This is a genomic window from Glutamicibacter sp. AOP12-B1-11, from assembly GCF_052379245.1.
In the GTDB taxonomy this organism is placed as follows: domain Bacteria; phylum Actinomycetota; class Actinomycetes; order Actinomycetales; family Micrococcaceae; genus Glutamicibacter.
This window is the reverse complement of record NZ_JBQSYL010000004.1, coordinates 24,249-48,764: the sequence shown is the minus strand read 5'-3', so window position 1 is coordinate 48,764 and position 24,516 is coordinate 24,249. Positions and strand designations below refer to the sequence as shown.

General features: G+C 64.2%; 28 protein-coding genes, 6 tRNA genes and 1 riboswitch. Of the genes, 14 read left to right on the top strand and 20 right to left on the bottom strand.

Features of this window, described 5'->3' with window-relative positions; genetic code table 11:
• Positions 1-21: 21 nt before the first annotated feature.
• From trpC to hisI, 5 genes are all read right to left on the bottom strand, one after another.
• Positions 22-846 carry an indole-3-glycerol phosphate synthase TrpC gene (gene trpC / locus ACT3UQ_RS03325; protein WP_444636484.1) on the bottom strand — a complete coding sequence of 275 codons (825 nt, stop codon included), beginning with the start codon at positions 844-846 and terminating at the stop codon, positions 22-24.
• Position 847: 1 nt separating this feature from the next.
• On the bottom strand, positions 848-1,096 hold the full coding sequence (locus ACT3UQ_RS03320) for an HGxxPAAW family protein (RefSeq protein ID WP_105552347.1): 249 nt from the start codon (positions 1,094-1,096) through the stop codon (positions 848-850).
• A 146-nt stretch (positions 1,097-1,242) separates the two neighbouring features.
• Positions 1,243-1,827, bottom strand: coding sequence for a Trp biosynthesis-associated membrane protein (locus ACT3UQ_RS03315; RefSeq protein WP_181148234.1), 585 nt, complete (start codon positions 1,825-1,827; stop codon positions 1,243-1,245).
• Complete coding sequence (locus tag ACT3UQ_RS03310; RefSeq protein ID WP_105552349.1) at positions 1,824-3,386, bottom strand: anthranilate synthase component I; 1,563 nt, start codon at positions 3,384-3,386, stop codon at positions 1,824-1,826. The genes ACT3UQ_RS03315 and ACT3UQ_RS03310 overlap by 4 nt, the downstream gene beginning before the upstream one ends.
• Positions 3,387-3,461: 75 nt before the next feature.
• A complete protein-coding gene (gene hisI, locus ACT3UQ_RS03305) occupies positions 3,462-3,863 on the bottom strand; it encodes a phosphoribosyl-AMP cyclohydrolase (protein ID WP_096285251.1) in 402 nt (133 codons plus the stop codon).
• Between the two features lie 134 nt (positions 3,864-3,997).
• Between hisI and ACT3UQ_RS03300 the strand changes: the two genes are divergently transcribed.
• The 3 genes from ACT3UQ_RS03300 to ACT3UQ_RS03290 all read left to right on the top strand — a co-directional run bounded on the left by ACT3UQ_RS03300 (position 3,998) and on the right by ACT3UQ_RS03290 (position 6,324).
• Positions 3,998-4,639 (top strand): TIGR03085 family metal-binding protein, encoded by a 642-nt coding sequence (locus tag ACT3UQ_RS03300; protein WP_105552509.1) that lies wholly within the window; start codon positions 3,998-4,000, stop codon positions 4,637-4,639.
• 134 nt (positions 4,640-4,773) lie between these two features.
• Positions 4,774-5,406, top strand: coding sequence for a DUF6318 family protein (locus ACT3UQ_RS03295; protein ID WP_444636483.1), 633 nt, complete (start codon positions 4,774-4,776; stop codon positions 5,404-5,406).
• Positions 5,407-5,484: 78 nt separating this feature from the next.
• Positions 5,485-6,324 (top strand): hypothetical protein, encoded by an 840-nt coding sequence (locus tag ACT3UQ_RS03290; RefSeq protein WP_141393509.1) that lies wholly within the window; start codon positions 5,485-5,487, stop codon positions 6,322-6,324.
• 77 nt (positions 6,325-6,401) lie between these two features.
• On the opposite strand, the gene hisF is transcribed toward ACT3UQ_RS03290, so the two are convergent.
• From hisF to ACT3UQ_RS03225, 13 genes are all read right to left on the bottom strand, one after another.
• Positions 6,402-7,172, bottom strand: a complete 771-nt coding sequence (hisF, locus tag ACT3UQ_RS03285) for an imidazole glycerol phosphate synthase subunit HisF (protein ID WP_096285255.1) — start codon at positions 7,170-7,172, stop codon at positions 6,402-6,404.
• 27 nt (positions 7,173-7,199) lie between these two features.
• A complete protein-coding gene (gene hisG, locus ACT3UQ_RS03280) occupies positions 7,200-8,048 on the bottom strand; it encodes an ATP phosphoribosyltransferase (RefSeq protein WP_096285257.1) in 849 nt (282 codons plus the stop codon).
• Between the two features lie 135 nt (positions 8,049-8,183).
• Complete coding sequence (locus ACT3UQ_RS03275; RefSeq protein ID WP_096285317.1) at positions 8,184-8,447, bottom strand: phosphoribosyl-ATP diphosphatase; 264 nt, start codon at positions 8,445-8,447, stop codon at positions 8,184-8,186.
• Positions 8,448-8,518: 71 nt separating this feature from the next.
• A complete protein-coding gene (gene ribH / locus ACT3UQ_RS03270) occupies positions 8,519-8,995 on the bottom strand; it encodes a 6,7-dimethyl-8-ribityllumazine synthase (protein ID WP_105568907.1) in 477 nt (158 codons plus the stop codon).
• A gap of 30 nt (positions 8,996-9,025) precedes the next feature.
• Positions 9,026-10,249, bottom strand: coding sequence for a 3,4-dihydroxy-2-butanone-4-phosphate synthase (gene ribB, locus ACT3UQ_RS03265; protein WP_444636482.1), 1,224 nt, complete (start codon positions 10,247-10,249; stop codon positions 9,026-9,028).
• A complete protein-coding gene (locus ACT3UQ_RS03260) occupies positions 10,249-10,872 on the bottom strand; it encodes a riboflavin synthase (protein ID WP_105552353.1) in 624 nt (207 codons plus the stop codon). Before ACT3UQ_RS03260 ends, ribB begins: the two co-directional genes overlap by 1 nt.
• A gap of 13 nt (positions 10,873-10,885) precedes the next feature.
• Positions 10,886-11,944, bottom strand: a complete 1,059-nt coding sequence (ribD, locus tag ACT3UQ_RS03255) for a bifunctional diaminohydroxyphosphoribosylaminopyrimidine deaminase/5-amino-6-(5-phosphoribosylamino)uracil reductase RibD (RefSeq protein ID WP_105552354.1) — start codon at positions 11,942-11,944, stop codon at positions 10,886-10,888.
• On the bottom strand, positions 11,941-12,651 hold the full coding sequence (gene pnuC, locus ACT3UQ_RS03250; protein ID WP_105552510.1) for a nicotinamide riboside transporter PnuC: 711 nt from the start codon (positions 12,649-12,651) through the stop codon (positions 11,941-11,943). The genes ribD and pnuC overlap by 4 nt, the downstream gene beginning before the upstream one ends.
• Before the next feature lie 113 nt (positions 12,652-12,764).
• Positions 12,765-12,902: riboswitch (FMN riboswitch) on the bottom strand.
• A 32-nt stretch (positions 12,903-12,934) separates the two neighbouring features.
• Positions 12,935-13,597 carry a ribulose-phosphate 3-epimerase gene (gene rpe, locus ACT3UQ_RS03245; protein ID WP_105552355.1) on the bottom strand — a complete coding sequence of 221 codons (663 nt, stop codon included), beginning with the start codon at positions 13,595-13,597 and terminating at the stop codon, positions 12,935-12,937.
• A gap of 41 nt (positions 13,598-13,638) precedes the next feature.
• A complete protein-coding gene (locus ACT3UQ_RS03240) occupies positions 13,639-15,153 on the bottom strand; it encodes an RsmB/NOP family class I SAM-dependent RNA methyltransferase (protein ID WP_105552356.1) in 1,515 nt (504 codons plus the stop codon).
• Positions 15,150-16,082, bottom strand: a complete 933-nt coding sequence (gene fmt, locus ACT3UQ_RS03235; RefSeq protein ID WP_105568902.1) for a methionyl-tRNA formyltransferase — start codon at positions 16,080-16,082, stop codon at positions 15,150-15,152. Before fmt ends, ACT3UQ_RS03240 begins: the two co-directional genes overlap by 4 nt.
• 3 nt (positions 16,083-16,085) lie before the next feature.
• Positions 16,086-16,649, bottom strand: coding sequence for a peptide deformylase (gene def / locus ACT3UQ_RS03230; protein ID WP_105552358.1), 564 nt, complete (start codon positions 16,647-16,649; stop codon positions 16,086-16,088).
• 72 nt (positions 16,650-16,721) lie between these two features.
• Positions 16,722-17,585 (bottom strand): cytochrome, encoded by an 864-nt coding sequence (locus ACT3UQ_RS03225; protein WP_444636481.1) that lies wholly within the window; start codon positions 17,583-17,585, stop codon positions 16,722-16,724.
• A gap of 194 nt (positions 17,586-17,779) precedes the next feature.
• Here ACT3UQ_RS03225 and ACT3UQ_RS03220 point away from each other — a divergent pair.
• The 8 genes from ACT3UQ_RS03220 (at position 17,780) to ACT3UQ_RS03185 (ending at position 20,130) form a co-directional block, all read left to right on the top strand.
• Positions 17,780-17,852 (top strand) — tRNA-Gly (locus ACT3UQ_RS03220).
• A gap of 55 nt (positions 17,853-17,907) precedes the next feature.
• Positions 17,908-17,978: transfer RNA gene (locus ACT3UQ_RS03215), tRNA-Cys, on the top strand.
• A 23-nt stretch (positions 17,979-18,001) separates the two neighbouring features.
• Positions 18,002-18,073, top strand: a tRNA-Val gene (locus ACT3UQ_RS03210).
• Between the two features lie 34 nt (positions 18,074-18,107).
• Positions 18,108-18,180: transfer RNA gene (locus tag ACT3UQ_RS03205), tRNA-Gly, on the top strand.
• A gap of 54 nt (positions 18,181-18,234) precedes the next feature.
• Positions 18,235-18,306: transfer RNA gene (locus tag ACT3UQ_RS03200), tRNA-Val, on the top strand.
• A 28-nt stretch (positions 18,307-18,334) separates the two neighbouring features.
• Positions 18,335-18,410: transfer RNA gene (locus ACT3UQ_RS03195), tRNA-Gly, on the top strand.
• 164 nt (positions 18,411-18,574) lie between these two features.
• Positions 18,575-18,796: an antitoxin gene (locus ACT3UQ_RS03190; protein ID WP_105552360.1), complete on the top strand. Its 222-nt coding sequence runs from the start codon at positions 18,575-18,577 to the stop codon at positions 18,794-18,796.
• 146 nt (positions 18,797-18,942) lie between these two features.
• Complete coding sequence (locus tag ACT3UQ_RS03185; RefSeq protein WP_444636480.1) at positions 18,943-20,130, top strand: benzoate/H(+) symporter BenE family transporter; 1,188 nt, start codon at positions 18,943-18,945, stop codon at positions 20,128-20,130.
• A gap of 22 nt (positions 20,131-20,152) precedes the next feature.
• Here the strand turns inward: ACT3UQ_RS03185 and zapE are convergent, their stop codons facing one another.
• Positions 20,153-21,193, bottom strand: coding sequence for a cell division protein ZapE (zapE, locus tag ACT3UQ_RS03180; RefSeq protein WP_096286345.1), 1,041 nt, complete (start codon positions 21,191-21,193; stop codon positions 20,153-20,155).
• Positions 21,194-21,408: 215 nt separating this feature from the next.
• On the opposite strand from zapE, the gene ACT3UQ_RS03175 reads away from it, so the two are divergent.
• From ACT3UQ_RS03175 to ybaK, 3 genes are read left to right on the top strand one after another with little or no spacing between them, the layout of a single operon-like run.
• Complete coding sequence (locus tag ACT3UQ_RS03175; RefSeq protein ID WP_105552362.1) at positions 21,409-22,323, top strand: sulfurtransferase; 915 nt, start codon at positions 21,409-21,411, stop codon at positions 22,321-22,323.
• The gene (locus ACT3UQ_RS03170) at positions 22,320-22,754 is read left to right on the top strand and encodes a SufE family protein (RefSeq protein ID WP_096286349.1); all 435 of its coding nucleotides are present in this window, start codon (positions 22,320-22,322) and stop codon (positions 22,752-22,754) included. Before ACT3UQ_RS03175 ends, ACT3UQ_RS03170 begins: the two co-directional genes overlap by 4 nt.
• Positions 22,755-22,790: 36 nt before the next feature.
• A complete protein-coding gene (gene ybaK, locus ACT3UQ_RS03165; RefSeq protein WP_096286351.1) occupies positions 22,791-23,297 on the top strand; it encodes a Cys-tRNA(Pro) deacylase in 507 nt (168 codons plus the stop codon).
• Here the strand turns inward: ybaK and ACT3UQ_RS03160 are convergent.
• Entirely contained in the window at positions 23,288-24,505 is a 1,218-nt protein-coding gene (locus tag ACT3UQ_RS03160; protein ID WP_096286353.1) for an alpha/beta hydrolase family protein, read from the bottom strand. The two genes, ybaK and ACT3UQ_RS03160, sit on opposite strands and share 10 nt — an antisense overlap.
• Positions 24,506-24,516: the final 11 nt, after the last annotated feature.

Below are 24,516 nucleotides of genomic sequence, written 5' to 3'. Positions count from 1 at the left end.
GAAGATCTGGGTTCGGCTCGCCTAGCGCGCCGGCTTGGCTGCGGTACCCGCCGCGATGAACTCCGCGACGGTGGCTTGCGGGTCCGCGTGCTTGACCAGCGCCTCCCCGACGAGGATTCCGTCCGCCCCGGCCGCAGCGTAGATTTCCACCTGTTCGGCCGATTCGACACCCGACTCGGCAATGAGCACCGCGTCGCTTGGCAGCAACGGGGCCAACGCGCCGAAGGTGTCCACATCCACCTCGAGGGTCTTCAGGTTGCGCACGTTCACGCCGATGATCTTCGCCCCGGCCTTTACGGCCCGCGCGATTTCCTCCTCGGTGTGCGTCTCCACCAGTGCGTTCATTCCCAGCTTGTGGGTCAATTCTAGGAAACTGGAGAGCGTTTGATCATCCAGCGCCGCAACAATGAGCAATACGAGGTCCGCGCCGTGCGCCCGGGCCTCGTAGATCTGGTACTCGTCGACGGTGAAATCCTTGCGCAGCAGCGGAATCGAGACCGCCTCGCGGACCGCGTCCAAATCGGCCAGCGAACCGCCGAAGCGCCGCTGTTCGGTGAGTACGGAGATCACCGAGGCGCCGCCGGCGGCATACGCCGCGGCGAGCTCCGCCGGTTCGGGGATCTGCGCCAGCGCGCCCTTGGACGGGGACTTGCGCTTCACCTCGGAGATCACCCGCAGGATGGTGTCGCGCGCGGCGGGACCGGCCTGGCCGCCGAGGGCCGCGAAGCCGTCGCGGGCCGCCGGCATGGCGGCCGCGGCGGCCTTCACCTGCGCGAGGCTGGTGATGGCGCGACGGGCGCCCAGGTCTTCCCGGACGCCCGCGATGATGTCATCAAGAACAGTCAATTTAGTGCGCTGCTCCGCTGCGCGAACCGCCCACGCCGAAACCGGCCTTCTTCATGATCCAGCCGACGATCAGGCCGAGCACCATAATGCCCGCGCCCGCGTAGACGATGGCCGAGTTGTGGAACGCGAAGGCGACGCCGCCGACGATCGAACCGACGATCATGGTGCCGACGCAGGCCCAGGCTGCGATCGAGTTGCCGTGGCCGATTTCTTCGTTGTAGACCGGGTCAATCTCGGTGTTCTGCGACATTGCTGGATGTCTCCCTTTTGCTCTTCAGGTTGCGCGCCGCCCCGGTGGACCGGTCGGCGCGATGGACTTCGCTTACTATTCTGCCACTTGGACTTGATGATGGCCTATTCCACGGCGCTTCGTTGCGTCCCGGTGGGCCGAATCACCTACTGGTTGCCGCTGGTGGGATCCTCGCCCTTGGAGAGCTGCTCCCAGTCGGAGATCCCGCGCGATTGCGCGTCCTTGGCCGCGGGGGCCGCGGAAACCTCCCGGTCGTACTTCGAGCTCTTTTTCCACCCGCCGCAATAGATCAGCACCAGAATTCCCTGCAGCACGATGATCGCCCCGGCCACCACGGTCAGCGACGGCCAAAGCGAAACGGTGTACTGCCCGGCGCCGCTGGTCAGCCCGGTGGCCTCGGCCACCGCGCCGGCGGCCGCCGCCTGCGGGTTGGTGACCGCTTGGACTCCGGCGGCGATCACCGCGATGCCGGCCAAGAGGGTGATCAGCCCGATCAGGTAGCGGGCGATCTTCCCGGCGATCAGCAGCGCAAGCGCACCGGCGAGCACCGCGACGCACAGGGCGGTGACGGAGGCGGCGGCGGTGGACCCGTCGACGACGATCTCCGGGACCTGCACGGTGCCGGATTCGACCTGGACCACCACCCAGGTGCGGGTGGCGGTCCACAGCCCGGCCAGCGCTCCGAGGATGCCAAGCAGGGCGGTATTGCGGGCGGTGAGATGTTTTTTCACTTGGTTCCACCAGTTTCGGTATTGGCTGGGCGCATCGAGCCGGCGGCCCACACCGCACGCAGCGGGGCGGCGGCCTTGTTGACGGTTTCCAGCGCTTCGTCGGCGAATTTCGAATCGTTCACGATGCCGCCGCCGGCCTGCACGTAGGCGCGGTGATCCTTGAGCAGCGCGGAGCGGATCGCGATGGCCATGTCCATGTCGCCGGCGAAGTCCAGGTAGCCCACCACGCCGCCGTACACTCCGCGGCGGTAGGGCTCGTACTCGTCGAGCAGCTGCAGCGCCCGGGGCTTGGGCGCCCCGGAGAGCGTGCCGGCCGGGAAGGTGGAGGCGAGCACGTCGTAGGCGTCCACGTCCTCCCGGGCCTTGCCGACCACGTTGGAGACCAGGTGCATGATGTGGCTGAAGCGCTCCACCTCCATGAACTGGGTGACCTCCACGGTGCCGGCCTGGCAGACGCGCGAGAGGTCGTTGCGCGAGAGGTCCACCAGCATCAGGTGCTCGGCGCGTTCCTTTTCGTCGGCCAGCAGCGACTTCTCGTGCAGCTGGTCTTCCTCGTAGTTCGCCCCGCGCGGGCGGGATCCGGCGATCGGGTGGGTGACCACATGCGCGTCGTTGACCGTGACCAGCGCCTCCGGGGAGGAGCCGACGATCTGGAAGGGTTCGCCGTCCTCGTTCTCGAAGTTGAACAGGTACATGTAGGGGCTCGGGTTGGTCGCGCGCAGCACCCGGTAGACGTCCAGCGCGTCCGCCTTGGTCTCCAGCTCGAAGCGCCGCGAGACGACGATCTGGAACACCTCGCCGTCGACGATGGCCACCTTCGCCTTCGCCAGCGCCTCCAAATACTCGTTTTCGGCCCAGGAGTGGCTGACCGCTTCCATCAGCGTTTCGCGCGGCACGTCGGTGCCCTGCAGGGTGATGGCCGTGGAGTCCAGCGGGGTGCCGAGCTGGTCGAGCATCTTCTGCAGCCGCGCCACCGCGGCATCGTAGGCCGCCTCGGCGTGCTCTTCGCGGCCATCGAAGTTGATCGCATTGGCGATCAGCGTCACGGTGCCCTCGGTGGCGTCGTGCGCGGCCATGTCGGCGACCAGGTTCATGCTCAGTTCGGGGATGTTCAGGTCATCAACCGGCGGATTGGGCAGGCGCTCCCAGTGCCGCACGCACTCCCAGCCGATGAAGCCGACCATGCCGCCGGTTAGCGGCGGCATGCCCGGGACCGGTTCGGTATGCAGCGCGCGCACGGTGTCGCGCAGGACGTCCACGCTCACCCCGCCGGTGGGCAGCCCCTCGGGTACATGCCCCTGCCAGTAGGCCTCTCCGCCGCGGGTGCTCAGCGTCGCGGGCGAGTTCACCCCCACGAACGAGTACCGGCTCCACACCCCGCCGGGGGCGGCGGACTCCATCAGGAAGGTGCCGGGCCGTCCTCCGGCCAGCGAGCGGTACAAGCCGATCGGGGTCAGCGAATCGGCCAGCACCGAGATGGTGACCGGAATGACGCGGCGGTTGGGTGCCATGGCCAAAAAGGCCTCGCGGGAAGGGGAAATCTTGCCTAGGGTTTTCATTCAGCTTCTTTTCAAACGCGTAAACTTTGCGGACGCCCGATGCTTGCCGGGGCGCTCGTGGGCTGCAAGCCCGGACTATTCGGGGCGGTGGCCGACGGTGGCGGGCAGCTGGCGGTCGGTAAAGCAGGACTCGGTGCCGGTATGGCAGGCGGCTCCCACCTGGTCGACCATCAGCAGCAACGCGTCGCCGTCGCAGTCCAGGGCGGCGGACTTCAGGTACTGCCCATGCCCCGAGGTATCTCCCTTGCGCCAGTATTCCTGGCGCGAGCGCGAGTAGAACGTGACTCGCCCGGTGGACAGCGTGCGGCGCAGCGCTTCGTCGTCCATCCAGCCAAGCATGAGCACCAGCCCGGTGTCATGCTGCTGCACGATCGCGGCGAATAACCCGTTCGCATCGCGCTTCAGGCGCTGCGCGATCTGCGGGTCGAGGTTTTCTGGTTCGGGGCTCGGATTCGAGCCGCTCTGAGAAGTAGACATCCCCTTTAGCATACTGGGTCTCCCGCGTTCAGCTCCCGAGCGTGACGCACCGCTTAGAGCCAATCGCAACCGCTTGGCGACACCCGCGGATGATTACGCCCATCAATCGCCGACCCGTGCTAGTTTCAGAGGTGATGCACCTAGTACAAGCTTCCAGATTGGCGTTGGCCGAGACCCTGCTAGCAGCGGGCCCCAGCGCCGACACTCTGTGCGCCGGTTGGCAGACCCGCCACCTCGCCGCGCACTTAGTCCTCCGCGAAAATTCTCTGCTCAGCGCCGGCGTCGTGCTGAAGCCGCTCGCCACGAAACTCGATGTGCGCCTGCAAGAACTCGCCGACGACGCGCAAACCCCCGAACGGTATGCGGCCCTGGTGCGCCGTTTCCGTGCCGGGCCCAAGGGCTACTCCCCCTTTTCCTTCGAAAAGCTGGACAAGGCGCTGAACCTCAACGAATTCTTCATCCACACCGAAGACGTGCGCCGTGCGCGCACCCAGTGGGCTCCCCGGGTACTGGACAAGGAGTACACGGAGCTGCTGTGGCAATCCCTCATCAAGACCTCGCGCTTGTTCTTCCGCAAGGCGCCCGTGGGCATCATCCTGTGCCGTCCGGATGGGCAACGCCACGTAGCGAAGAAGGCTCCCAACGCCGTATCCATCAACGGCCCGGTCACCGAGCTGATGATGTACGCCTCCGGACGCACCGATGAAGCCCTGGTGACCTTCGAAGCCGGTCAAAGCGCGCTGCAGATTATCCGCGGCTACCATCCCTCGATCTAGCGCTCGTCACTAATTCCTGGCTCGGCCTGACGGCCTCGAGTTATCCACACATTTCACGCATGCTCTCCCAATAACTGCGCGAGGGGTCTAGGATATCGCTCAAACGCGATCCTCGACATGCTCGGAGAGTTCTCATGAACACTCGGAAAATTGCAGTGGCACAATCTGTCGTTTTGGCTTGTGCATTGACGGTTACGGCCTGCGCGGGTGGCGCGTCCCCGCCGGACCCCACAGAGTCATCTAGCCCGGTGGTGCAAGAATCGAAAACCACCACGCCAAGCCCGTCCCCGGCGAAGCCGAAATACGAGCCGGCAACCGCAACAGGGCCCGCGAAAAATGTTCCGAAGCCGCAGATGCCCGAGCTGGCCAAAAAGCAAAATGAAGAAGGCGCCATTGCCTTCGTCAAGTACTACTTCGACTTAGTTAATTATTCTCTCGAAACTCATACTGTCGACGACATAACCAAAATAACGATGCGTAGCTGCAAGGTCTGTGGCGACAACCTAATCGATCCAGTTAGTAGTCGAGCAAAGCTCAAGTACTGGCAGGTCGGCGGTCAGTACGATGCAGATGTTGAAAGCGTCAAGAAAACGAGCAGTACCGAAGCCATCCTGTCTTTTTCAGCAACAGCCGAGAAGACAGAGATTTATTCAGCACCCAGCGAGCTTGTCGCGCGTGGCACTGCCTCAGAAGAACCGATAACGGGGATCACAGTTCTTCGTTGGGACGATGGGTGGAAAATGTTCGATTTGAAATTCTCGGAATAAGACATGCAACACCATATATTGATCTCTGCTTTTGCGTTGTTCTTAGGTTGTACAGGTACACAGTCCATTAACTCGAGCATGTCGATTGCTGATGTTGCCGAGTCACCACTAATTTGTCCATATCTAAATCAATTTCACAATAACCAAATTGAAGTCTTAGTTGAGGAATGCGATAAAAATTATGTCGAAACCGACCCTTATCACCAAGACCAGCCTGACCTAATAAATCAACAGCCAAAACAACGTTATGAAGTAGAATATCTCGACGGTTGCGTTATCGGATTAGAACGATTTCGAGGCTGCAATCAGAATCCGGACTCCGTACTTTGCGAAGACGGAACGTCACCGTATTCACGCATAATAAGGTTCACCGGAGGACCGCGTGATGGAGAAACACAAATCACACATCAATTGTGTCCAGAAGACAATACACCAATTGATCTCAGAGATGGGGAGCTAGTTGAACGACTAGTAATCACACCTTCAGAATTCAGAAAATTCCCCATTCGTGGTTCGAATCTGAAGAGTGATCCCCATAAATTTTCGCTTCGAAACGGCCACACACACCTGTGGGCTGAAGGTGATACTCAAGATTTCAACACGGACATTAGAGGCATTCCCACGAAACTAAGGGCTATCCCAGTTGGCTGGAATTGGAATTATGGTGATGGAAATACCCGGAACCTGGATTTCCCAGGCGAGCCAGCACCGGAGCATACCCTTCGAGATAAAACACCGACAAGCCATTCCTACACAGAAACGGGCACCTACGGTGTCGGGCTCACCACGTTGTTCCGCGGAGAATTCAGCGTCGATGGCGGCCCGTGGCAGGCAATCCCGGGACAAGCCGCCGTGCCAAGCGACCCTATCGAAATTGATGTCTGGCGAACTAAGAAGCAACTCATCGCTACGGATTAGCATTTGCCGAGGCTGCGATCTTGCGGACACAAAAATGGGCCAGTTCAAAATGAACTGACCCATTAGTTGTTTGATGCCTAGCGTACCGGATAGCCCGCTTCGCGGATCTTCTCCTTGACCTTGGCGATCATATCGGTGGGTCCGAAGTGGAAGATCGAAGCAGCCAATACCGCATCGGCTCCGGCTTCGATTGCCGGCGGGAAGTCCTCCGGCTTTCCTGCACCGCCGGAGGCGATCAGCGGAACCTTCACGGCCGCGCGGACGGCGCGAATCATTTCCAGATCGAACCCGTCCTTGGTGCCGTCGGCATCAATCGAGTTCAGCAGGATCTCGCCCACGCCACGTTCGGCTGCATCCTTGGCCCACGCAACCGCGCACATGCCGGTGCCCGTGCGGCCGCCATGGGTGGTGACCTCATAGCCCGAGGCGATCGACGGATCGTTGGTCCGACGGGCGTCCAGGGAAAGCACCAAGACCTGCGAACCGAAGCGTTCGGTAATCTCGTTGATCACGTCTGGCCGAGCCACCGCCGCGGTGTTGATCGAGGCCTTGTCTGCGCCATTGCGCAGCAGGCGATCGACATCCTCCGCCGCGCGCACGCCGCCGCCAACGGTCAATGGGATGAAAACCTCTTCGGCCGTATGGCGAACGACCTCGAAGGTCGTCTCCCGGTCCGAGCTGGAAGCGGTCACGTCGAGGAAGGTGAGTTCATCGGCACCGGCCAAGTTGTAACGCCGGGCAAGTTCCACCGGGTCCCCGGCATCGCGAAGGCCTTCGAAATTAACTCCCTTGACGACGCGTCCGGCATCGACGTCGAGGCATGGAATAACACGGATTGCTACGCTCATGAGCTGAAATCTCCTAGGGTGGCGTAACTAGATGCGGCAGGCGTGGATCTGGCTGACCAGAATCGCGCGAGCGCCAACGTCGTACAGCTCATCCATGATGTTGTTGGTTTGCGACTTCTTCACCATGGCGCGCACGGCGCACCAGTCCGAGTTCGCCAGGTCGGAAACGGTCGGCGATTCCAGACCGGGAGTCAGCGCGCAGGCCTCTTCGACCTGAACGCGGCGAATGTCATAGTCGAGCATGACGTACTGGCGGGCGACCAGCACGCCGGACAAGCGGCGGATCAGCAGGTCAAGACCGGCCGGCTTGTGGCCGACTCGTCCGATGAGCACCGCTTCCGACTGGAGCAGCACATCGCCGAAGATTTCCATGCCGGCGGCCTTGATGGTGTTTCCGGTTTCGACCACATCGGCGATCGCATCGGCCACACCGAGACGCACAGAGGACTCAACCGCACCATCCAGGCGGACGACGCTCGCGTCGATCCCCTGCTTCTTCAGGTAGTGGTCCAGAAGAATGTCATAGCTGGTGGCGATGCGCTTGCCGTTGAGCTCTTCGACGGAGTTGAACGCTCCGACCGGGGCAGCAAAGCGGAAGGCGGACTTGCCGATGCCAAGGGATAGCTGCTCCTCGACATCGTCGTCGACATCTGCATCGAGGTACAGGTCACGACCGGTGATTCCGACGTCAAGGATGCCGCGGCCTACATAGACGGCGATATCGCGCGGACGCAGGTAGAAGAATTCAACGTTGTTCTCTTCATCGACCAGAACCAGTTCGCGGGTGTCGCGGCGCTGGAGATAGCCGGCTTCCTTGAACATGGTGGAGGCGATTTCGGAGAGGGCGCCTTTGTTGGGCAGGGCTACGCGAAGCATTTATTTACTCGTTTCATGAGTGTGGCGCCGGGCGATAAGCCAAAAACAAGCGCCAAGGATTTAATTGGCCGTTGTTACTGCCGCCGAGCGGTGCCTGCGACCGGGTGCGATGACCCGGTCGCAGCAGCGCGACGGCTATAGATGCTTGTAAACGTCGGCCAAGGACAGACCCTTGGCAATCATCAAAACCTGCAAGTGGTAGAGCAGCTGGGAGATCTCCTCGGCTGTTTCCTCGTCACTTTCGTACTCGGCGGCCATCCAAACTTCGGCGGCCTCCTCGACAACTTTCTTGCCGATGCCGTGGACACCGGAATCAAGTTCGGTGATGGTACGAGAGCCTTCCGGGCGGGTTTGGGCCTTGAGCGACAGTTCGCTGAAGAGCTCGTCAAAAGTTTTCACGTCTACAAGACTAGCGTTTTTCCGGCTGGTGCCCGAATTTTCCATGCCTATTGTGACGTCCCAAGCGGCCATTAGCGTAGCGCTGCGACGGTCATCACAGCGGCCGAGAAGGCTTCGTAGCCCTTATCCTCGCTGGAACCTTCCAGGCCTGCGCGGTCCAGCGCCTGCTGCTCGTCGTCGCAGGTGAGCACGCCGAATCCGACCGGTACGCCGGTGTTCACCGAAACGTCGGTCAGCCCGTTCGTGGCGGCCAGGCAGACATAGTCGAAGTGCGGGGTCCCGCCGCGAATCACCACGCCGAGGGCGATGATCGCATCGTAGGACTTAGCCAGCGCGCTTGCGGCCACCGGGAGTTCGAAGGTGCCGGGCACGCGGATCAGGCTCGGATTCTCGATCCCCGCGTCGCGCGCGGCTCGCTGCGCGCCGTCGATGAGGCCGTTCATGATGATCTCGTGCCAGCTGGCGGCAACGATCGCGACTTTCAGTCCCGACAAGTTCAGCGCCTTGAGCTCATCGGCGACATTTGTCGGGGCTCCATGCTTGCTCATGTGATATTCCTTAAGGTTTGCGTTGCTGTTCTAGAAGCTGGTTTTGGTGTTCGGCAGTTGCAGGTCATGGCCGAACCGGGCCTGCTTGGTGCGCAGGTAGCTTTCGTTTTCGCTGCGTGGTGCGATTCGGCTGGGCACCAATTCGGTCACCGCCACCCCGGCCTGGGCGAGCTTGGCCTGCTTGTCCGGGTTGTTGCTCAACAGGCGGATCTCATCGATCCCCAGGTGCTTCAGGATCGCGGCGACCGCGAAGTACTCGCGCGCGTCGGCGGGGAAGCCCAGGTGGAGGTTCGCGTCGAGGGTGTCCACGCCGGTTTCCTGCAGCGCGTAGGTGCGCAGCTTGTTGAACAAGCCGATGCCGCGGCCCTCGTGGCCGCGCACGTACACCAGGTGCCCGCCCTCGGCGGCGATCTGCTCCAGCGCCGCATGCAGCTGTTCGCCGCAATCGCAACGGTAGGACCCGAAAACGTCGCCGGTGAGGCATTCGGAGTGGATGCGCACCAGATTCGTGGCCCCCTCCAGCGTGGGCGCCGGGTGGCTGAGCACGATGTGCTCGTGGCCCTCCACGCTGGCGGCCCGGGCGCTGAAGGTGCCAAAGGGGGTGGGCAGCGAAACGGCTTCGGTCAGCGAGATTTCGTCGTTGACCCGGCGCCAACGGGCGAGGTCCTCGATGCTGACCAGCGGCAGATCGTGGGCCGCGGCGAAGTCACGCAGATCATCGAGGCGCATCATCGAGCCGTCGTCGTTGACGATCTCGCCGATCACGCCCACCGGCTCCAGGCCCGCACCGCGGCAGAGATCCACCGCGGCTTCGGTGTGTCCGCGGCGCTCCAGCACGCCTCCGGCGGCGGCACGCAGCGGGAAGATGTGCCCCGGGCGGCTGAGCTGTGCCGCCTCGGCGGCGGGGTCCGCCAGCAGCCGGGAGGTGACGGCCCGGTCGGCGGCGGAAATTCCGGTGCTGATTCCGCTGACCGCGTCGCAGGAGACGGTGAACGCGGTGCCCTTGGAATCCTGGTTGATGCCGACCATCGGGGCCAGGCCCAGCTCGTCGGCGCGCTGGGCTTCCAGCGGCACGCAGATGACCCCGGAGGTGTAGCGGATGGTGAAGCCCATCAGCTCGGCGGTGGCGAATTGCGCGGCGAAGATGATGTCGCCCTCGTTTTCGCGGTCTTCATCGTCCACCACGACCACGGCCTTGCCCGCGGCCAGGGCGGCCAGGGCGGTGGGGATCGAGTCCAGTTCCTTGCGGGTCATTACTTGCCGCCTCCAAACGCGTTCAGCCGGGCCACGTATTTTGCGAGCACGTCCACCTCGATATTGATGGCGTCGCCGACCTGGCGGGAACCCATGGTCGTCTCCTCCAGCGTGATCGGGATGATGCCGACCTCCACCCAGTGGGCTCCGGTGGCGGTTGCCGCGGAGACCGCGGTGATGGTCAGCGAGATGCCGTCCAGCGCGATGGAGCCCTTTTCCGCGGTGAGCGGGGCGTATTCATCGGGCAGCCCGATGCGGAAGGTGGTCCACTGGCCGTGATCTTCGCGGGCCAGCACCGTGCCGACGGTATCAACGTGGCCCTGGACGACGTGGCCGTCGAGCCGGCCGCCGGCCGGGGTGCAGCGCTCCAGGTTCACGATCGAGCCGGCGCGCAGCTGACCGGTGCTGGTGCGGCGCAGGGTTTCGCCCATCACGTCCACGCTCAGGGTTTCGCCCTCCAGTTCGGTGGCGGTCAGGCAGACGCCGTTGACCGCCAGCGAGCCGCCGAGGCCCAGCGCCTCGGTATGGCCCGGTGCCTTCAAGGTGAGCACGGCAAGATCTTCGTTCGGGTGGTTCTCGATGCCCAGCACCGTGCCGGTGCCGGTGATAATTCCGGTAAACATTTTTTGGGGTCCTTTAAAGTGTGTGGGATGTGCGCTCGGGCAGCGGTTCCAGATGCATCAGCACGTCCGCGCCGAGGCGGGTGAGCGCGTCGGGTTGGTGGGCGTCGAGCCTGAACTGGCGGGCCTGGGACAGGGTGGTCACCGAGCCGATATTCACCGAGGTACCGCCGGCGCCGATGATCACCGGTGCCTGGTAGCAATAGATCTCATCGGCCAGGTCGGCCTCGATAAACGCCGAGGCGATGATCGAACCTCCCTCGATGAGCAGGTGGTTGAAGCCCAGTTCGGTGGCGCGGTTGACCAAGTCGTTGACCTCGTGGGTGCGCAGCTGCTCCCAACGATCGTCGTAGGCCAGCGCCAGGTCCTCGGGCAGCGCCCGGTGGCCCAGCACAAATCGGTAGGGCTGGTGCTCGTGCAGTCCCCCGGCGGCGGTGCGCGCGGTCAGCCGCGGGTCGTCGGCGATCACGGTGTTCGTGCCCACGACGATCGCGTCCACCCGGGAGCGCAGCCCATGGGCGTGGTTGCGCGAGGCGTCTCCGGTGATCCACTGGCTGCTGCCGTCGGGGGCGTTGATCCGCCCGTCCAGGGACTGCGCGGTTTTCACGGTGATGAACGGACGGCCCTGCGCCTTGGCGCGGAACCAGCGGTGATTCAACTCCCAGGCGGCCAGATGTTGCTCGCTCTGACTGACGGCGACCCCGCGCGAGCGCAGGTAGTCCGCTCCCCCGCTGGCGGTGGCGGTTTCATCGCTCATCGCATAGTGCACCTGCCCGATGCCGGCGTTGGCGATGGCCTGCGCGCAAGGTCCGGTGCGCCCGCGGTGGTTGCATGGCTCCAGGGTGACCACCATGGTCAGCTCCGCCGCCTGGCTGCGATCCATGCGGCCCAGCCGGCGCAGCGCATCGATCTCCGCGTGCGGGTTACCGGCGCCCAGGTGGAATCCGGTGGCGATCACGCGCCCGGCCCCATCGAGCACACACGCGCCGACCAGCGGATTTGCGCCGCGGGCTCCGCGTTGCGCCGCTTCCAGCGCGGTGCGCAGCGCCTGGTCCAATTCGCTCTGCCCGATCATGGCTGCTTTCCTTTGATCGTAGGATCTAGCATTTCGGTTTCGATCTGCGGCTTTTCGCCCTTTTTCGCCTTCATCCAGACGAAGAAGCCGACGATGGTGAAGCCGCCGTAGAACAGGTACATGAAGGCGCTGGCGTAGTAGCCGGCGGAGAAGAGCAGCGGGACGCCGACCGCGTCCACAGCCACCCAGATGAGCCAGAATTCGACCCAGCCCTTGGCCATGCCATAGGTGGCCAGCAGCGAACCGACGAAGGTCCACGCATCGGCCCACACCGGATCGTAGGATCCGAGCATCCGGAACAGCGGGGTCACCGCGATGGTGCCGACGATGAGCACGGCGATCAAGCCAATGCGTTCATTGGTCGTGGCCCATTTCGGGGTGACCGCGTGGCCGCCGTCAACACCGTCGCGGGCCTGCTTCCAGCGCACCCAGCCATAGAATGACACCGCGATGAACATGATCTGGCGTCCGGCTTGGCCCCATAGGTTGGCGGTGTAGCCGGTGTCGAAGATGCTGCCCAAAAAGACCGTCAGGAGCAGCAGGTTGCCGACAATGCCGACGGGCCAGGCCCAGACCTTGCGGCGCATGCCGCCTAGCGCACTGGCCAGGCCGAAGATATTGCCGACCACTTCGCGCACCAGAAGTGCCGAGGAGCCGATCGCAATTTGTGAGTTAAAAGCTTCAATGAGCCACCGCAGAATATCCATCATTCACCCTTCTCGAAGCGGCGGCTCCGGGGGTGTGCAGTTGATGGGCCTATGGCCAGGCGTTCGTTCGGCTCGCTCGAGCGGAACGGTTGGCTAGGCCATGGCAAATCAAACCCGTGCTTCTCCCATCCAGACTTTAACTGTCGGTACCGGAATTTCACCGGCTCAACCGCTTCCTTGGCTTGTGGCCTTGGTTGCGGGTCGCGGACTATAACCGCCGGTTCGGACTTACACCGACCCCGGAGCACGTATTCGTGTTTACTAGTGACTAGTTTGGCATATTTTAATGCGCGATGCGTGCAAGATTTCTTAATGCGTCGATTTCCGCCGCCGGTTCCGGCGCGGAGTAGACGGCCGAACCGGCGACAAACACGTCCGCTCCGGCTTCGGCGGCGCGCAGAATCGTATCCCGCGAGATGCCCCCATCCACCTGGAGCGCGATCGGCTTGCCGGTTCCGGCGATGGCCGCGCGGGTGCGCTTGATCTTGGGCAGCACCAGGTCAAGGAACTTCTGCCCGCCGAAGCCCGGCTCCACGGTCATCAGCAGCACCATGTCCAGCTCGCCGAGCATATCCAGGTACGGTTCGATGGGGGTGGCCGGGCGCAGGGCCATCGCCGCCTTCGAACCGGCCGCGCGCAGTTCGCGGGCCAGGCGGATCGGCGCCGCGGAGGCCTCGGCATGGAAGGTGACCGAGTCCACCCCCAGCTGGGCGTATTCCGGGGCCCAGCGATCGGCGTCTTCGATCATCAGGTGCACGTCGATGGGCAGGTCGCTGACCTTTTCAAGCGCATCGACCACGGGCAGCCCGAGGGTCAGGTTCGGCACGAAGTGATTGTCCATCACGTCCACGTGCACCGCGTCGGCGGTGTGGATGCGCGCCAGTTCGCTGGCCAGGTTCGCGAAGTCGGCGGACAAGATCGACGGATTAATACGCGGGTTGCTCATCGGTGCTCCTTGGGGGTGGGCGCTGGATTCCGGCGCGCGGGCTACGCGCTTTTGGTGATGATTGCCATGAACATGGCGTCGGTGCCGTGGATATGCGGCCACAGCTGGGCGGTGCTGCCGCCGGCCAGCTCGTGCCCGGCGGCGGGAGTGCCATCCAGGGCCACGGCGGACACCGCGGCCCCGGTGTCCAGCAGCGTGGCGGCGGGGTTCGACTTCAGGAAATCTTCGACTACCAGCCGGGTTTCGGCCATATGCGGCGAGCAGGTCACAAATCCGATGACCCCGCCGACGCGGACCGCGTTGAAGGCGGCGGCAAGCAGTTCGCCCTGCAGGCTGGTCAGCTCCGGGATGTCCCGTGGCTGCTTGCGCCAGCGCGATTCCGGGCGGCGGCGCAGCGCACCGAGCCCGGAGCAGGGGGCATCGACCATGATCCGGTCGTAGTCCCCGGCAAAGTCGGCGGTGCCGAACTCGCGGCCGTCCTTGGTGGTGACCATCCAGTAGTCCGCGGGGACCGCGGACATCGACTGCTCGACCAGCCGTGCACGGTGTTCGGTGGGTTCGTTCGCCGTGAGCCGCGCGTCGCGTTGCACCGCGAGCGCGCCAAGCAGCGCGGCCTTGCCGCCGGGGCCGGCGCACAGATCCAGCCAGTACTTGTCTTCGCCGTCCACCGGGAGTTCCACCGCGGCCAGCGCGCGGGCCATGAGCTGGCTTCCGGCATCCTGCACGCGCACGGTCCCTTCGCGCACTCCGGGCACCCGGGCCACGTCCCCGTGCTTGTAGGTGGCCGAGGCCTCGACCACGGTGCCCGGCTCGGCGCCGGCTTCGAGGGCCGATTCCAGGGTGCCCAGCCCGGGCAGCGCGACCAGGTTGACCACCGGAGCCAGGTTATCTGCTTGGAGCAGCTCGGGCAGCTCCGCGGCATCCCGTCCGTGGGCGATGAGCGCGCCGCGCAGGGCGCGGACGATCCAGTCCGGGTGGGAATGCTCGATCGACAGCTTTTCGGACGCGCTGCCAGCTGCGGCGGTCAGCAGCGCGATCCACTCTTCGGGTTCCTTCACGCTCACCTTGCGCAGCACCGCGTTGATCAGCCCGGAGGGCCCGGCGCCGATCTGCGCGCGGGCCAGCGAGACGGTCTCATCGAGCGCGGCGTGCTTGGGCACGCGCATGGCCAGCAGCTGGTGGGCGCCCAGGCGCAGGGCGTCGAGGATCGCCGGGTCCAGCTCGGCCAGCGGCCGGTCCACCAAGGTGGTGAGGATTGCGTCGTAGAACCCCTGGGAGCGCAGTGCGCCGTAGGCAAGTTCGGTGGCGAATCCCGCATCGCGCTTTTCCAGCTGGTGCTCGCGGATCAGCTTGGGCAGGACCAGGTTGGCGTAGGCGTCCTTGGCGGAGACCTCGCGCAATACCTTGAAAGCCACCAGCCGGGCCGGATCGGCCGCACGCTTGCGCTGGCCGGGGGCGGACTGGCTGTACTTGCGCGGGCGGTCGCCCTGGCCGCGGTTGCGGGTGCGGCCGGATTCATTGCGTCGTGGTTCGTTTACTGGTTCGTGCCCGCTCATGCGAAGCTCACTTTCGTTCCCTGGGTCAATACGCCGCGAGCCCAGTCGGAGGCGTTCATCATTTTTTTGCCTGGCGGCTGGATGGTTGAAAGTTCCAGCGCCCAGGTGCTGGTGCCCACATAAACCACCGGGTGCTTGCCCGGTTCGATGTGCACCTCGCCGGGTGCCAGCTCGGCCATCTCGCGCCGCTCACGCAGCGGGCCGAATTTGTAGCGTGCCTGATCCGCGGTGGCCCAGGCGCCCGGAAAGGGGCTGGTGCCATGGGCGCGGCGACGGATTTCGGTGGCCGTGCGGGTGAAGTCCAACTGCGCGTCGACGTCGGTAATTTTCGGCGCATAGGTGTGCGATCCGCTTTGCGGTATCGCCACCGCTTGACCCGCATCAAGCGCCTGCAGGGTCTGCACCAGCAAGGTGGAACCGGATTCGCTGAGCCGATCGAGCATGATCCCGGCGGTGTCCAGCTCGCCGATCCGCTCGGTGACCTGCCCGAACACCGGGCCGGTATCCAGCCCGGTTTCCAGTTGGAAGGTCACCGCGCCGGTGATGTCATCGCCGTGGATGATCGAGTGCTGCACCGGGGCGGCGCCACGCCAATCGGGCAACAGCGAGAAGTGCAGGTTGATCCAACCGTGTTTGGGCACGTTCAGCGCGGCGGCCGGAACCAGCCCGCCGAAGGCGACGATGGCGGCGGCGTCCAGGTTGAGCTCGGCCAGCTGCCCGGTGACCTCGGCGTCGATCTTATTCGACTTGATGGTGCGCAGGCCCAGCTGCTCGGCGCGGGCGGCGACCGGCGAGGCGGTGAGCACGCGTTTGCGTCCCAGCGGGGCGTCGGGGCGGGTCAGCACGGCGGCGATGTCAAAACCGGCGGCGTGCAGGTGGTCCAGCGAGGTGACGGCGACCTGCGGGGTGCCGGCGAAGAGGATGCGCATGGGTTAGTTCCCCATTCCGGCGCCGAAGCTGGATCCGAGGAATCCTGCGCGTTGCGCCACGGTGGCGGTGGCGGTCTGTTCGTAGTTGCCGGCACGCAAGGTGCGCCAGGCGGCCTTCTTCTCCTCGGGGGCCAAGCGATCCAGGAAGAGGATGCCGTCGAGGTGATCGGTCTCATGCTGCACGCAGCGCGCCAGCATCCCTTCGCCGGCGATGCGGACCGGTTTTCCGAACTTGTCCACGCCGCTGGCAACCACCTGGCGGCGGCGCGGCACCGGAGCGGAAATACCCGGGATCGAGAGGCAGCCTTCGATTTCGTCGGGCTGGAAGTCCTCGCTCAGTTCGAGCACCGGGTTGATGATATGTCCGCGTTCCTTGCCGATTTGGTAGGTGAACACGCGCAGCGAGACCCCGACCTGGGGCGCGGCGAGGCCTGCACCGTCAACGTTTTCCATGGTCTGCTCCATGTCGTCGACCAGCTTTTGGATTTCCGGTCCAAACTCGGTCACCTCCTGCGCTGGTGTGCGTAGAACGGGATCGCCGATGATCCGAATTCCCAAAATCGCCATGGTACGTGTGGCTCCCTCTCGGTTGGTCAACTATCGCTCAGTCTCGGGCGGACCGACACTAACCACACCAGTCTACGGTGCCCCGGGCCCCGAGGCATGAGGTGGCGGGGTGATCTCGACCAGCGCGGCTCGTGCCTTGGAGATTTTGAGCTGCGCCTCCCAATTGCGGCGCAGCGCATAGAACTTGGACCAATAATCGGGCAAGGCGGCCGGTGGCGCCATGAAAGTCCGGGTTCCGCTCTGCCCGAGGGCCACCGCGAGCAGCATCGAATCGGTGCCGTAGGGCCACGGCTCCCAGTTGCCCGTCTCGGCGTCCGCTACACGCTCTTCGGCTTTGGCCGCGGCAGCGAGCTGCATGATGACCTTGTCGTCCGGGGTTTTCACCAATCCCTCGCGATCGGTGCCCTTCGTCTTGTAGTCCAGCAGGCACACCTTCCCTCCGATGCGGGCGACCAGGTCGATGGTTCCGGCATAACCTACGCTTTCGTTCCAGACGGTCACCTCGGTTGCCAGCGGTTCCACCTGGTACTGTTCCCACCATTTTTCGAAGTGCGTCGCGAAGCCCAGCTCGTCGTTGGCTTCGAGGGCCGAGCGCACGGCAGCTAGTTCATCGGGCTTGCCCAGCGCGCGCAACGCAAAGTGCTCTGCGTAGTTATGCACTCGGTCCCCGCGTTCGGCGGCGGCATCGCGGTAGCGTTCTGCGGCGGCCGCGGAGTCGCGCACCAGCGAACGCATCTTGCCCGGTTGCGACAACGCATCGGACAAACGCTGATCTTCGGATAGGGACTTGGCGGCCATGTATCCGGCCCAGCCAGAAAGATCCATCTTGTCCATCCCGATCACCGTGGTGATCGACGGGACCGTGGCTTCTCCTCCCACCTGACGGCTGTACATTCGTCCTAGATCGGTTTGAATCGCAAGTTTTGGTGACGTCATGCACACGATCATGGCACGGGCAGCGGACGCTTTGCTCCTAGTCCGCACGAGAATAACTAATTTTCCGCGTAGTTCCGCGGGTTTCCGGGCTTGTGAACCAGATCTCACGCTCTCGATTTGGCAGCTTGCGGAAACTCGTATAGAGTTTTTACTCGTTGGAGCGAACGGAAACGGCGCGAAAACAAGCACTTTTTGCGGACATAGCTCAGCTGGTAGAGCGCAACCTTGCCAAGGTTGAGGTCGCGAGTTCGAACCTCGTTGTCCGCTCGCAGAAAGATTCATCGACTAAGTAAAATTAGTCAGCTCGGCTTCGGCCGAGTATGGTGGGGTGGCCGAGAGGCGAGGCAGCGGCCTGCAAAGCCGTTTACGCGGGTTCGAATCCCGTCCCCACCTCGCAAAGAGGTAAAAATCTTTTTGCGCGATTGGCGCAGCGGTAGCGCGCTTCCCTGACACGGAAGAGGTCACTGGTTCGATCCCAGTATCGCGCACGGAGTTTTGGTTTTCGGATCAAGACTCAAATATGCGGACATAGCTCAGCTGGTAGAGCGCAACCTTGCCAAGGTTGAGGTCGCGAGTTCGAACCTCGTTGTCCGCTCTGAGAAATCAGAGTTTTACTTTGTTTTCTGTCGAGATTCTTCGGAATCCTTCGGCGCGATTGGCGCAGCGGTAGCGCGCTTCCCTGACACGGAAGAGGTCACTGGTTCGATCCCAGTATCGCGCACTGGATATTGGTTTTTACTGGTATTCATGCGGTCATAGCTCAGCTGGTAGAGCGCAACCTTGCCAAGGTTGAGGTCGCGAGTTCGAACCTCGTTGACCGCTCCATAAAAAATGGGAATCACTCCAAGTGATTCCCATTTTTGTTTAACTTCCAGATGAACAACACGCCCGGGATTGCCCCAACTCTTCCCTGCGCGGCATTTTCGCTTTAGTGTAGGAGAGCAGTTGTGGAGCTAAAAGGGGTTCCCACCGTCGAATGGAGGTGCAGCATGGCAGGATTTGATGATCTGCGTGGCAAGGCAGAGGAATTCGCAAAGCAGAACCCGGATCAGGTTTCAGAAGGCATCGAAAAGGCCGGCGACTTTGTCGACGACAAGACCGGTGGCAAGTTCGCTGATCAGGTTGACGGGGTCCAGCAGGGCGCCGGAGACTTCCTAGGTGGACTCGGTGGCAACGCCGAGGAAAACGAAGGCGAGAACAACCAGGGCTAATCCCCTTGTGATTGTGCTTTGGCCTTGCCCGAGCATCCTGGAAAGGCACCGACCGCTGGTCGGTGCCTTTCTTGTTTTAACGTCATCTTCGGGCCGTGACGTGCGGCGATTACCGCAGGGGTAGCCGCAGCCTGTAGAAAATGAGTATGACTCGAAGCACTGCGGCTCAGGCCGATGGCATAGCCCAGGCGATCATCGCCGGTTTGATCACCACCATGGTGGGATTTGTTGCATCCTTCGCGGTGGTGCTGGCGGGGTTATTCCAGGTAGGCGCAACCGTTGGGCAGGCGGCCTCCGGTTTGCTGATCCTCTGCCTGTGCGTGGGCCTGAGCACCATCGTGCTGTCCTTGCGCCACCGCGTGCCGATCAGCATTGCGTGGTCCACCCCCGGCGCGGCGATGCTCGCGGCGCTGGCTCCCGGGGCCTTCGGCTTTGCCCAGGCGGTGGGCGCGTTCATCGTCGGCGGCGTGATGATCATGCTCTCCGGGCTGGTTCCGGTGCTGCATCGGCTGCTCACGCGCATTCCGGTGCCGATCGCGCAAGGCATGCTCGCCGGCGTGCTGATTCCGCTGTGCCTGACGCCTTTTACCGCCCTGGGCACGATTCCGGTCCCGGCGCTGGGAATCCTGCTGGTGTTTTTCCTCGGGCTGCGGCTGCTGCCCAAGTTCGCCGTCGCGCTGAGCATGCTGGCCGCGCTCGGCTTCGGGCTGTGGCATATCGCACGCACCGGCTTGTGGGGCCAGCTTGAGCTGCTGCCGCACCTGCAGTGGGTCTCCCCCGAATTCTCCTGGCAGGCGATCGCGAGCATCAGCGTGCCGCTGTTTATCGTGACCATGGCCTCGCAGAATATTCCGGGGGTCGCGGTGCTCGGGTCCTTCGGCTATGCCTTGCCCTGGCGCTCCTCGATGCTGGTCACCGGGGCAGGTTCCTCGCTCGGCGCCTTCTTTGGCGGGCATGCAATTAATCTGGCGGCGATTACCGCGGCGCTCGCGGCGGGCGAGCAGGCCGGAGCGGATGCCTCGCGGCGCTGGCGGGCGGCCACCAGTTCCGGGGTGTTCTATCTCATTTTCGCGGCGCTCAGCGCGCTGATCGTCTCCGTGGCCAGCGCCTCTCCGGAGGGGCTGTTCCAGGCGGCGGCGGGCTTGGCCCTGCTGGCCACGCTGGGCAATTCGCTCCTCGGGGCGGTGGCCGATCCGTCCTGGCGGCTGAGCGCACTGGTCACCGTCCTGGTGGCTGCCGGCAATCTCACGCTCTTCGGCATCGGCGGCGCATTTTGGGCGCTGGTGGCCGGGCTGTTAACGCACTTCATCGTCGAGCGCGAGGCTCGACGATGAAGCTGCTGGCGCTGCGCTAGGCCTAGAGGGCCGGCTCGCCGGCCTGCCCCTCGCGGGCCAGGGCGGTCAGCCGGGAGACCGCGCGGTAGTACTTCTTCTGGTAGCCGCCGGACATCATTTCGTCGGTGAACAGCTCGCTGAACGGCTTGCCCGAGGCGATGATCGGCACGTCCTTGTCATACAGCCGGTCCGCGAGCACCACGAAGCGCAGCGCCACCGACTGATCGGTGATGGTGTCCACATTGTGCAGCACCAGCGCGTCGGTTTCCGCCAGCAGCTGGCGGTAGCGCGAGGGGTGGACCTTGTGCAGGTGGGCGACCAGCTCGGCGAAGTCATCAACCGCGAGGGTCTGATCCGCATAGCGTTCGGCCGCGAAGTCCTCGATGGTCTCGTCTTCCAACGGCGCCGGCGCATCGGGCAGGCCACGGTGGCGGAAATCCACCCCGTCCACGCGGTGCACGTCGAACTGCTCGGAGAGGGTCTTTATTTCGCGCTGGAAGTCGACCGCGGCGAAGCGGCCCTCGCCCAGCGCCCCGGGCAGGGTGTTGGAGGTGGCGGCGAGCTTCACTCCGGCATCGGAGAGCTCGCGCATCAGCCGGGACATCAGCACGGTGTCCCCCGGGTCGTCGAGCTCGAATTCATCGATGCACACCAGCTTGTACTCGCTGAGCACGTCGACGGTGCGGCGGAAGGAAAGCGCGCCGACCAGGTTGGTGTATTCCACGAAGGTGCCGAAGGCCTTCGGGCCGGGGCTGGCATGCCAGAGCGAGGCGAGCAGGTGGGTTTTGCCCACTCCGAAGCCGCCGTCGAGGTAGTAGCCGTTCTTGGTGGCCGTTTTCTTGCCGAAGAGCTTGGAGAACAGGCCGCCGCCGTTGTTCTTGCCCACGGTTTGGGCGAAGTTGCTCAACTTGGTGACCGCTTCGGCCTGCGAGGGCTGGTTCGGGTCTGGGCGGTAGGTATCGAAGGACACCTCGCCGAAACGGTAGGACGGGTGGAAGCCGGCCAGCAGTTCATCGACCGAAAGGTTCGGTGTGGTCTGTGTCAGGTGGATGATCTTGGCCATGCGTTCGAAGGTGTCCTTTAGGTTGGCGTGCGGGTGATGATGAGGGGCCGCTGCCTTGGCCCATCGGCCAGTTTACCTTGGCGGGGGCGCGAAAATGGAGAAGAATGTCGCACCCCACACGAATGCGCAGCCACGGGGACTAGGCTAGAAGGTGAGAATGCGGCCGCCGCTTCGCGCGTCGGCCGGAAACCGAACTATGAGGAACGTGATCGCGCATGTCGCTGCCTGTTGAGCACAACCCAAGTTACGCACAGTATGCCCACCCCGAACGGCTGGTCTCCACCGGTTGGCTGGCCGAGAATCTGGGGGCCGAGAACCTGGTGGTGCTCGAATCCAACGAAGACATCTTGCTGTACTCCACCGGCCATATCCCCGGCGCCCTGAAGATCGATTGGTTCACCGAGCTGAACGATGAGGTCACCCGCGACTACGTCGAAGGCGAGGACTTTGCCGCGCTGATGTCGGCGAAGGGCATTGGCCGCGAGACCACGGTGGTGCTCTACGGCGACAAGTCCAACTGGTGGGCTGCCTACGCCTTGTGGGTCTTCACCCTCTTCGGCCACGAAGACGTGCGCCTGCTCGATGGCGGCCGCGATAAGTGGATCGCCGAGGGCCGGGAGCTTTCCACCGGCAAGCCCGCGGTGGTGGCCACCGACTACCCGGTGGTCGAACGCGACGATTCGGTGATTCGCGCCTACCTGCCGCAGGTCCTGGAGCACCTGGGCAACCCGCTGATCGACGTGCGTTCCCCGGAGGAATACACCGGCGAACGCACCCACATGCCCAGCTACCCCGAAGAGGGCGCAATGCGTGGCGGGCATATCCCGACCGCCGCCTCGGTGCCTTGGGGCAGGGCCGCGGCGGCCGATGGCACCTTCAAGCCGCGCGCGGAGCTGGAAGCCATCTACCTGGACGAGGCCGGCTTGAAGCCGGGCGATGAGGTGGTTGCGTACTGCCGCATCGGTGAGCGTTCGAGCCACACCTGGTTCGTGCTCAAGCACCTGCTGGGCTTTGAGACCGTGCGCAACTATGACGGTTCGTGGACCGAGTGGGGCAACGCGGTGGGCGTGCCGATCGTTCGCGGCGAAGCTGGCGGCGCACTACCTGCCAAGCGCGGGGCCCGCGCATGAGCGCGCTGACTCCGGCGCTGGCCGAGATCGTCGAGGAGTTCACCGAGGTCCCGGAGGCCGATCGGCTGGAACTGCTGCTGGACTTCTCCCGCGAGCTGCCCGAGCTGCCAACGCGTCTGGCCGAGCACCCGGAACTGTTCGAGCAGGTGGTGGAGTGCCAGTCGCCGCTGTTCCTGATCGTCGAGGTGGACGCCGACCGGGTGGTGAACCTGTTCTTCTCCGCGCCGCCGGAGGCGCCGACCACCCGCGGGTTCGCCTCGGTGCTGGCTGCCGGCCTGGATGGCTGCCCGGCCGCCGAGATCTTGGCGGTTCCCGAGGATATGCCGGCGCTGCTGGGCCTGTCCCGGGCGTTGTCGCCGTTGCGGATGCGTGGGATGACCGCGATGCTCGCCCGGATCAAGCGCCAGGTCTCCGAGCAGCTGGCCGCGTAGCCGCGCGGGGCTCGGCGCGCAGCGAAAGACAGGAAAATGGCGAAGAAATCGAAGGGGGCCTCCACCCCGGCAACGCTCGCGCTGGACGCGGCGGGCATCAGCTATGTGGCGCACAGCTACAGCCCGGGCGATTCGGCCGAGGGCTATGGCGCGCAGGCCGCCGCGGCGCTGGGCGTCGGCGGGGATCGGGTGTTTAAAACGCTGATGGTCTCCACCGGCGCGAATGCCAGCTTGGAGTTGGCGGTGGCGATCGTGCCGGTGGATGCGGCCTTGGATCTGAAGGCGGTCGGCGCGGCGCTGGGCAAGAAGAAGGCGCAGATGGCCGATAAGGCGGCCGCGCAGCGCCGTTCGGGCTATGTGCTCGGCGGGATTTCCCCCTTCGGCCAGCGGCAGAGCTCGCCGACCGTGCTCGATGCCGGTGCGCAGCGGTTCGAGAGCATCTTCATTTCCGGCGGGCGGCGCGGCTTCAGCCTGCAGCTGCGCCCGCAGGATGCGGTGAAGGCCCTCGGCGCGCTGCTGGCGCCGATCTCCACTCAGCGCTGAGCGGCCAGGCGTTCGGTGAGGAATTCGCGGATCGCGGCGGCAAATCCCTGTGGGTCGCTATTGGGCTCGCGGGTATGCCCGGCCCCGGAGAAGACCCGCAGGGTGACCAGGTCCGGGCGCAGCGCAGCCAGTTTCAGGCTAGGTCCGTAGGGGACGAATTGGTCGTCCTGGCTGTGCATGATCAGCGTCGGGTGCTTCAGTTCGCTGGCCCGCTCCACCCAATTCAGCCGCTTGAGGTTCACCGGCGCCGCGAGCCCAGTGACCCAGCGCCCGGCCCGGTTGGTCAGCAGCCAGCCGGCAAAGAGCCCCACCGTCTGCGGGATCTTATTGAGCCGCGCCTGGTGGGAGATCACGTCCACCCAGTTGATCACCGGGCCGACGAGCATCAGCGAATCGATGCACTGGGCCAGCTCGGAGCGGTCCGCGGTTTGCAGGCTGATCGCCCCGCCCATGGACCAGCCGAGCAAGACGATCTGCGTGGCCCCGTGCTCGCGGGCGTAATGCACGGCGGTTTGCACGTCGTGCCATTCGGTATCCCCCAGCCCATAGCGGCCATCGGCCGCATTCGGGGCAAGCCCGTCGTTGCGGTAGCTCATCAGCAGGACCGTGGCGCCGATCTCGGTGAGCACCGGCAGCGCGCGGATGGTTTCGTTGCGCCGTGCCCCGCGCCCGTGCACCCCGATCACCCAGAGGTTCTTGTGGCTGGTGCCCGGCACCAGCCAGGCCGGTCCCGGGCCGCCTTCCAGCGCCAGTTCGATATCTTGCGCGGCGATGCCGAGGTCTTCGGGATGTTCGTAGATCGCCCCGGAGAGGTAGCCGCGGCGCACCCCGTCCAGGCTCCCGCGGTAGATATGCTCCAGCTTGCGGGCGATCAGCCGCGGTTTGCCGGGCACCGCGCGGGGTGCCGAGAGCCGGGCGGCACAGGTATCGGCTTCGGAGATCAGCGTGCACCCGCCGGGATCGGCGGTGTCGGCATCCTTCAGGAAGTGCAGCCAAAGCTGGCCTTCCGCGTCGGTCACGATCTCGCGGATCACCGCGTTGCCGGTGCGGCGTTCTTCGGGAGTGACCACGCGCCGGGCAAAATACCCGGCCAGCGCGGAAACGCTCGCGGCCAGCAACGAGCCGGCGGCAACGCCTAGGCCCACGCCGATCAGCGTCGCGGGCACCGTTTTGCGCGGTTCTAAGGTTTCAACAATGTTCCGGGCCATGATTCCATACT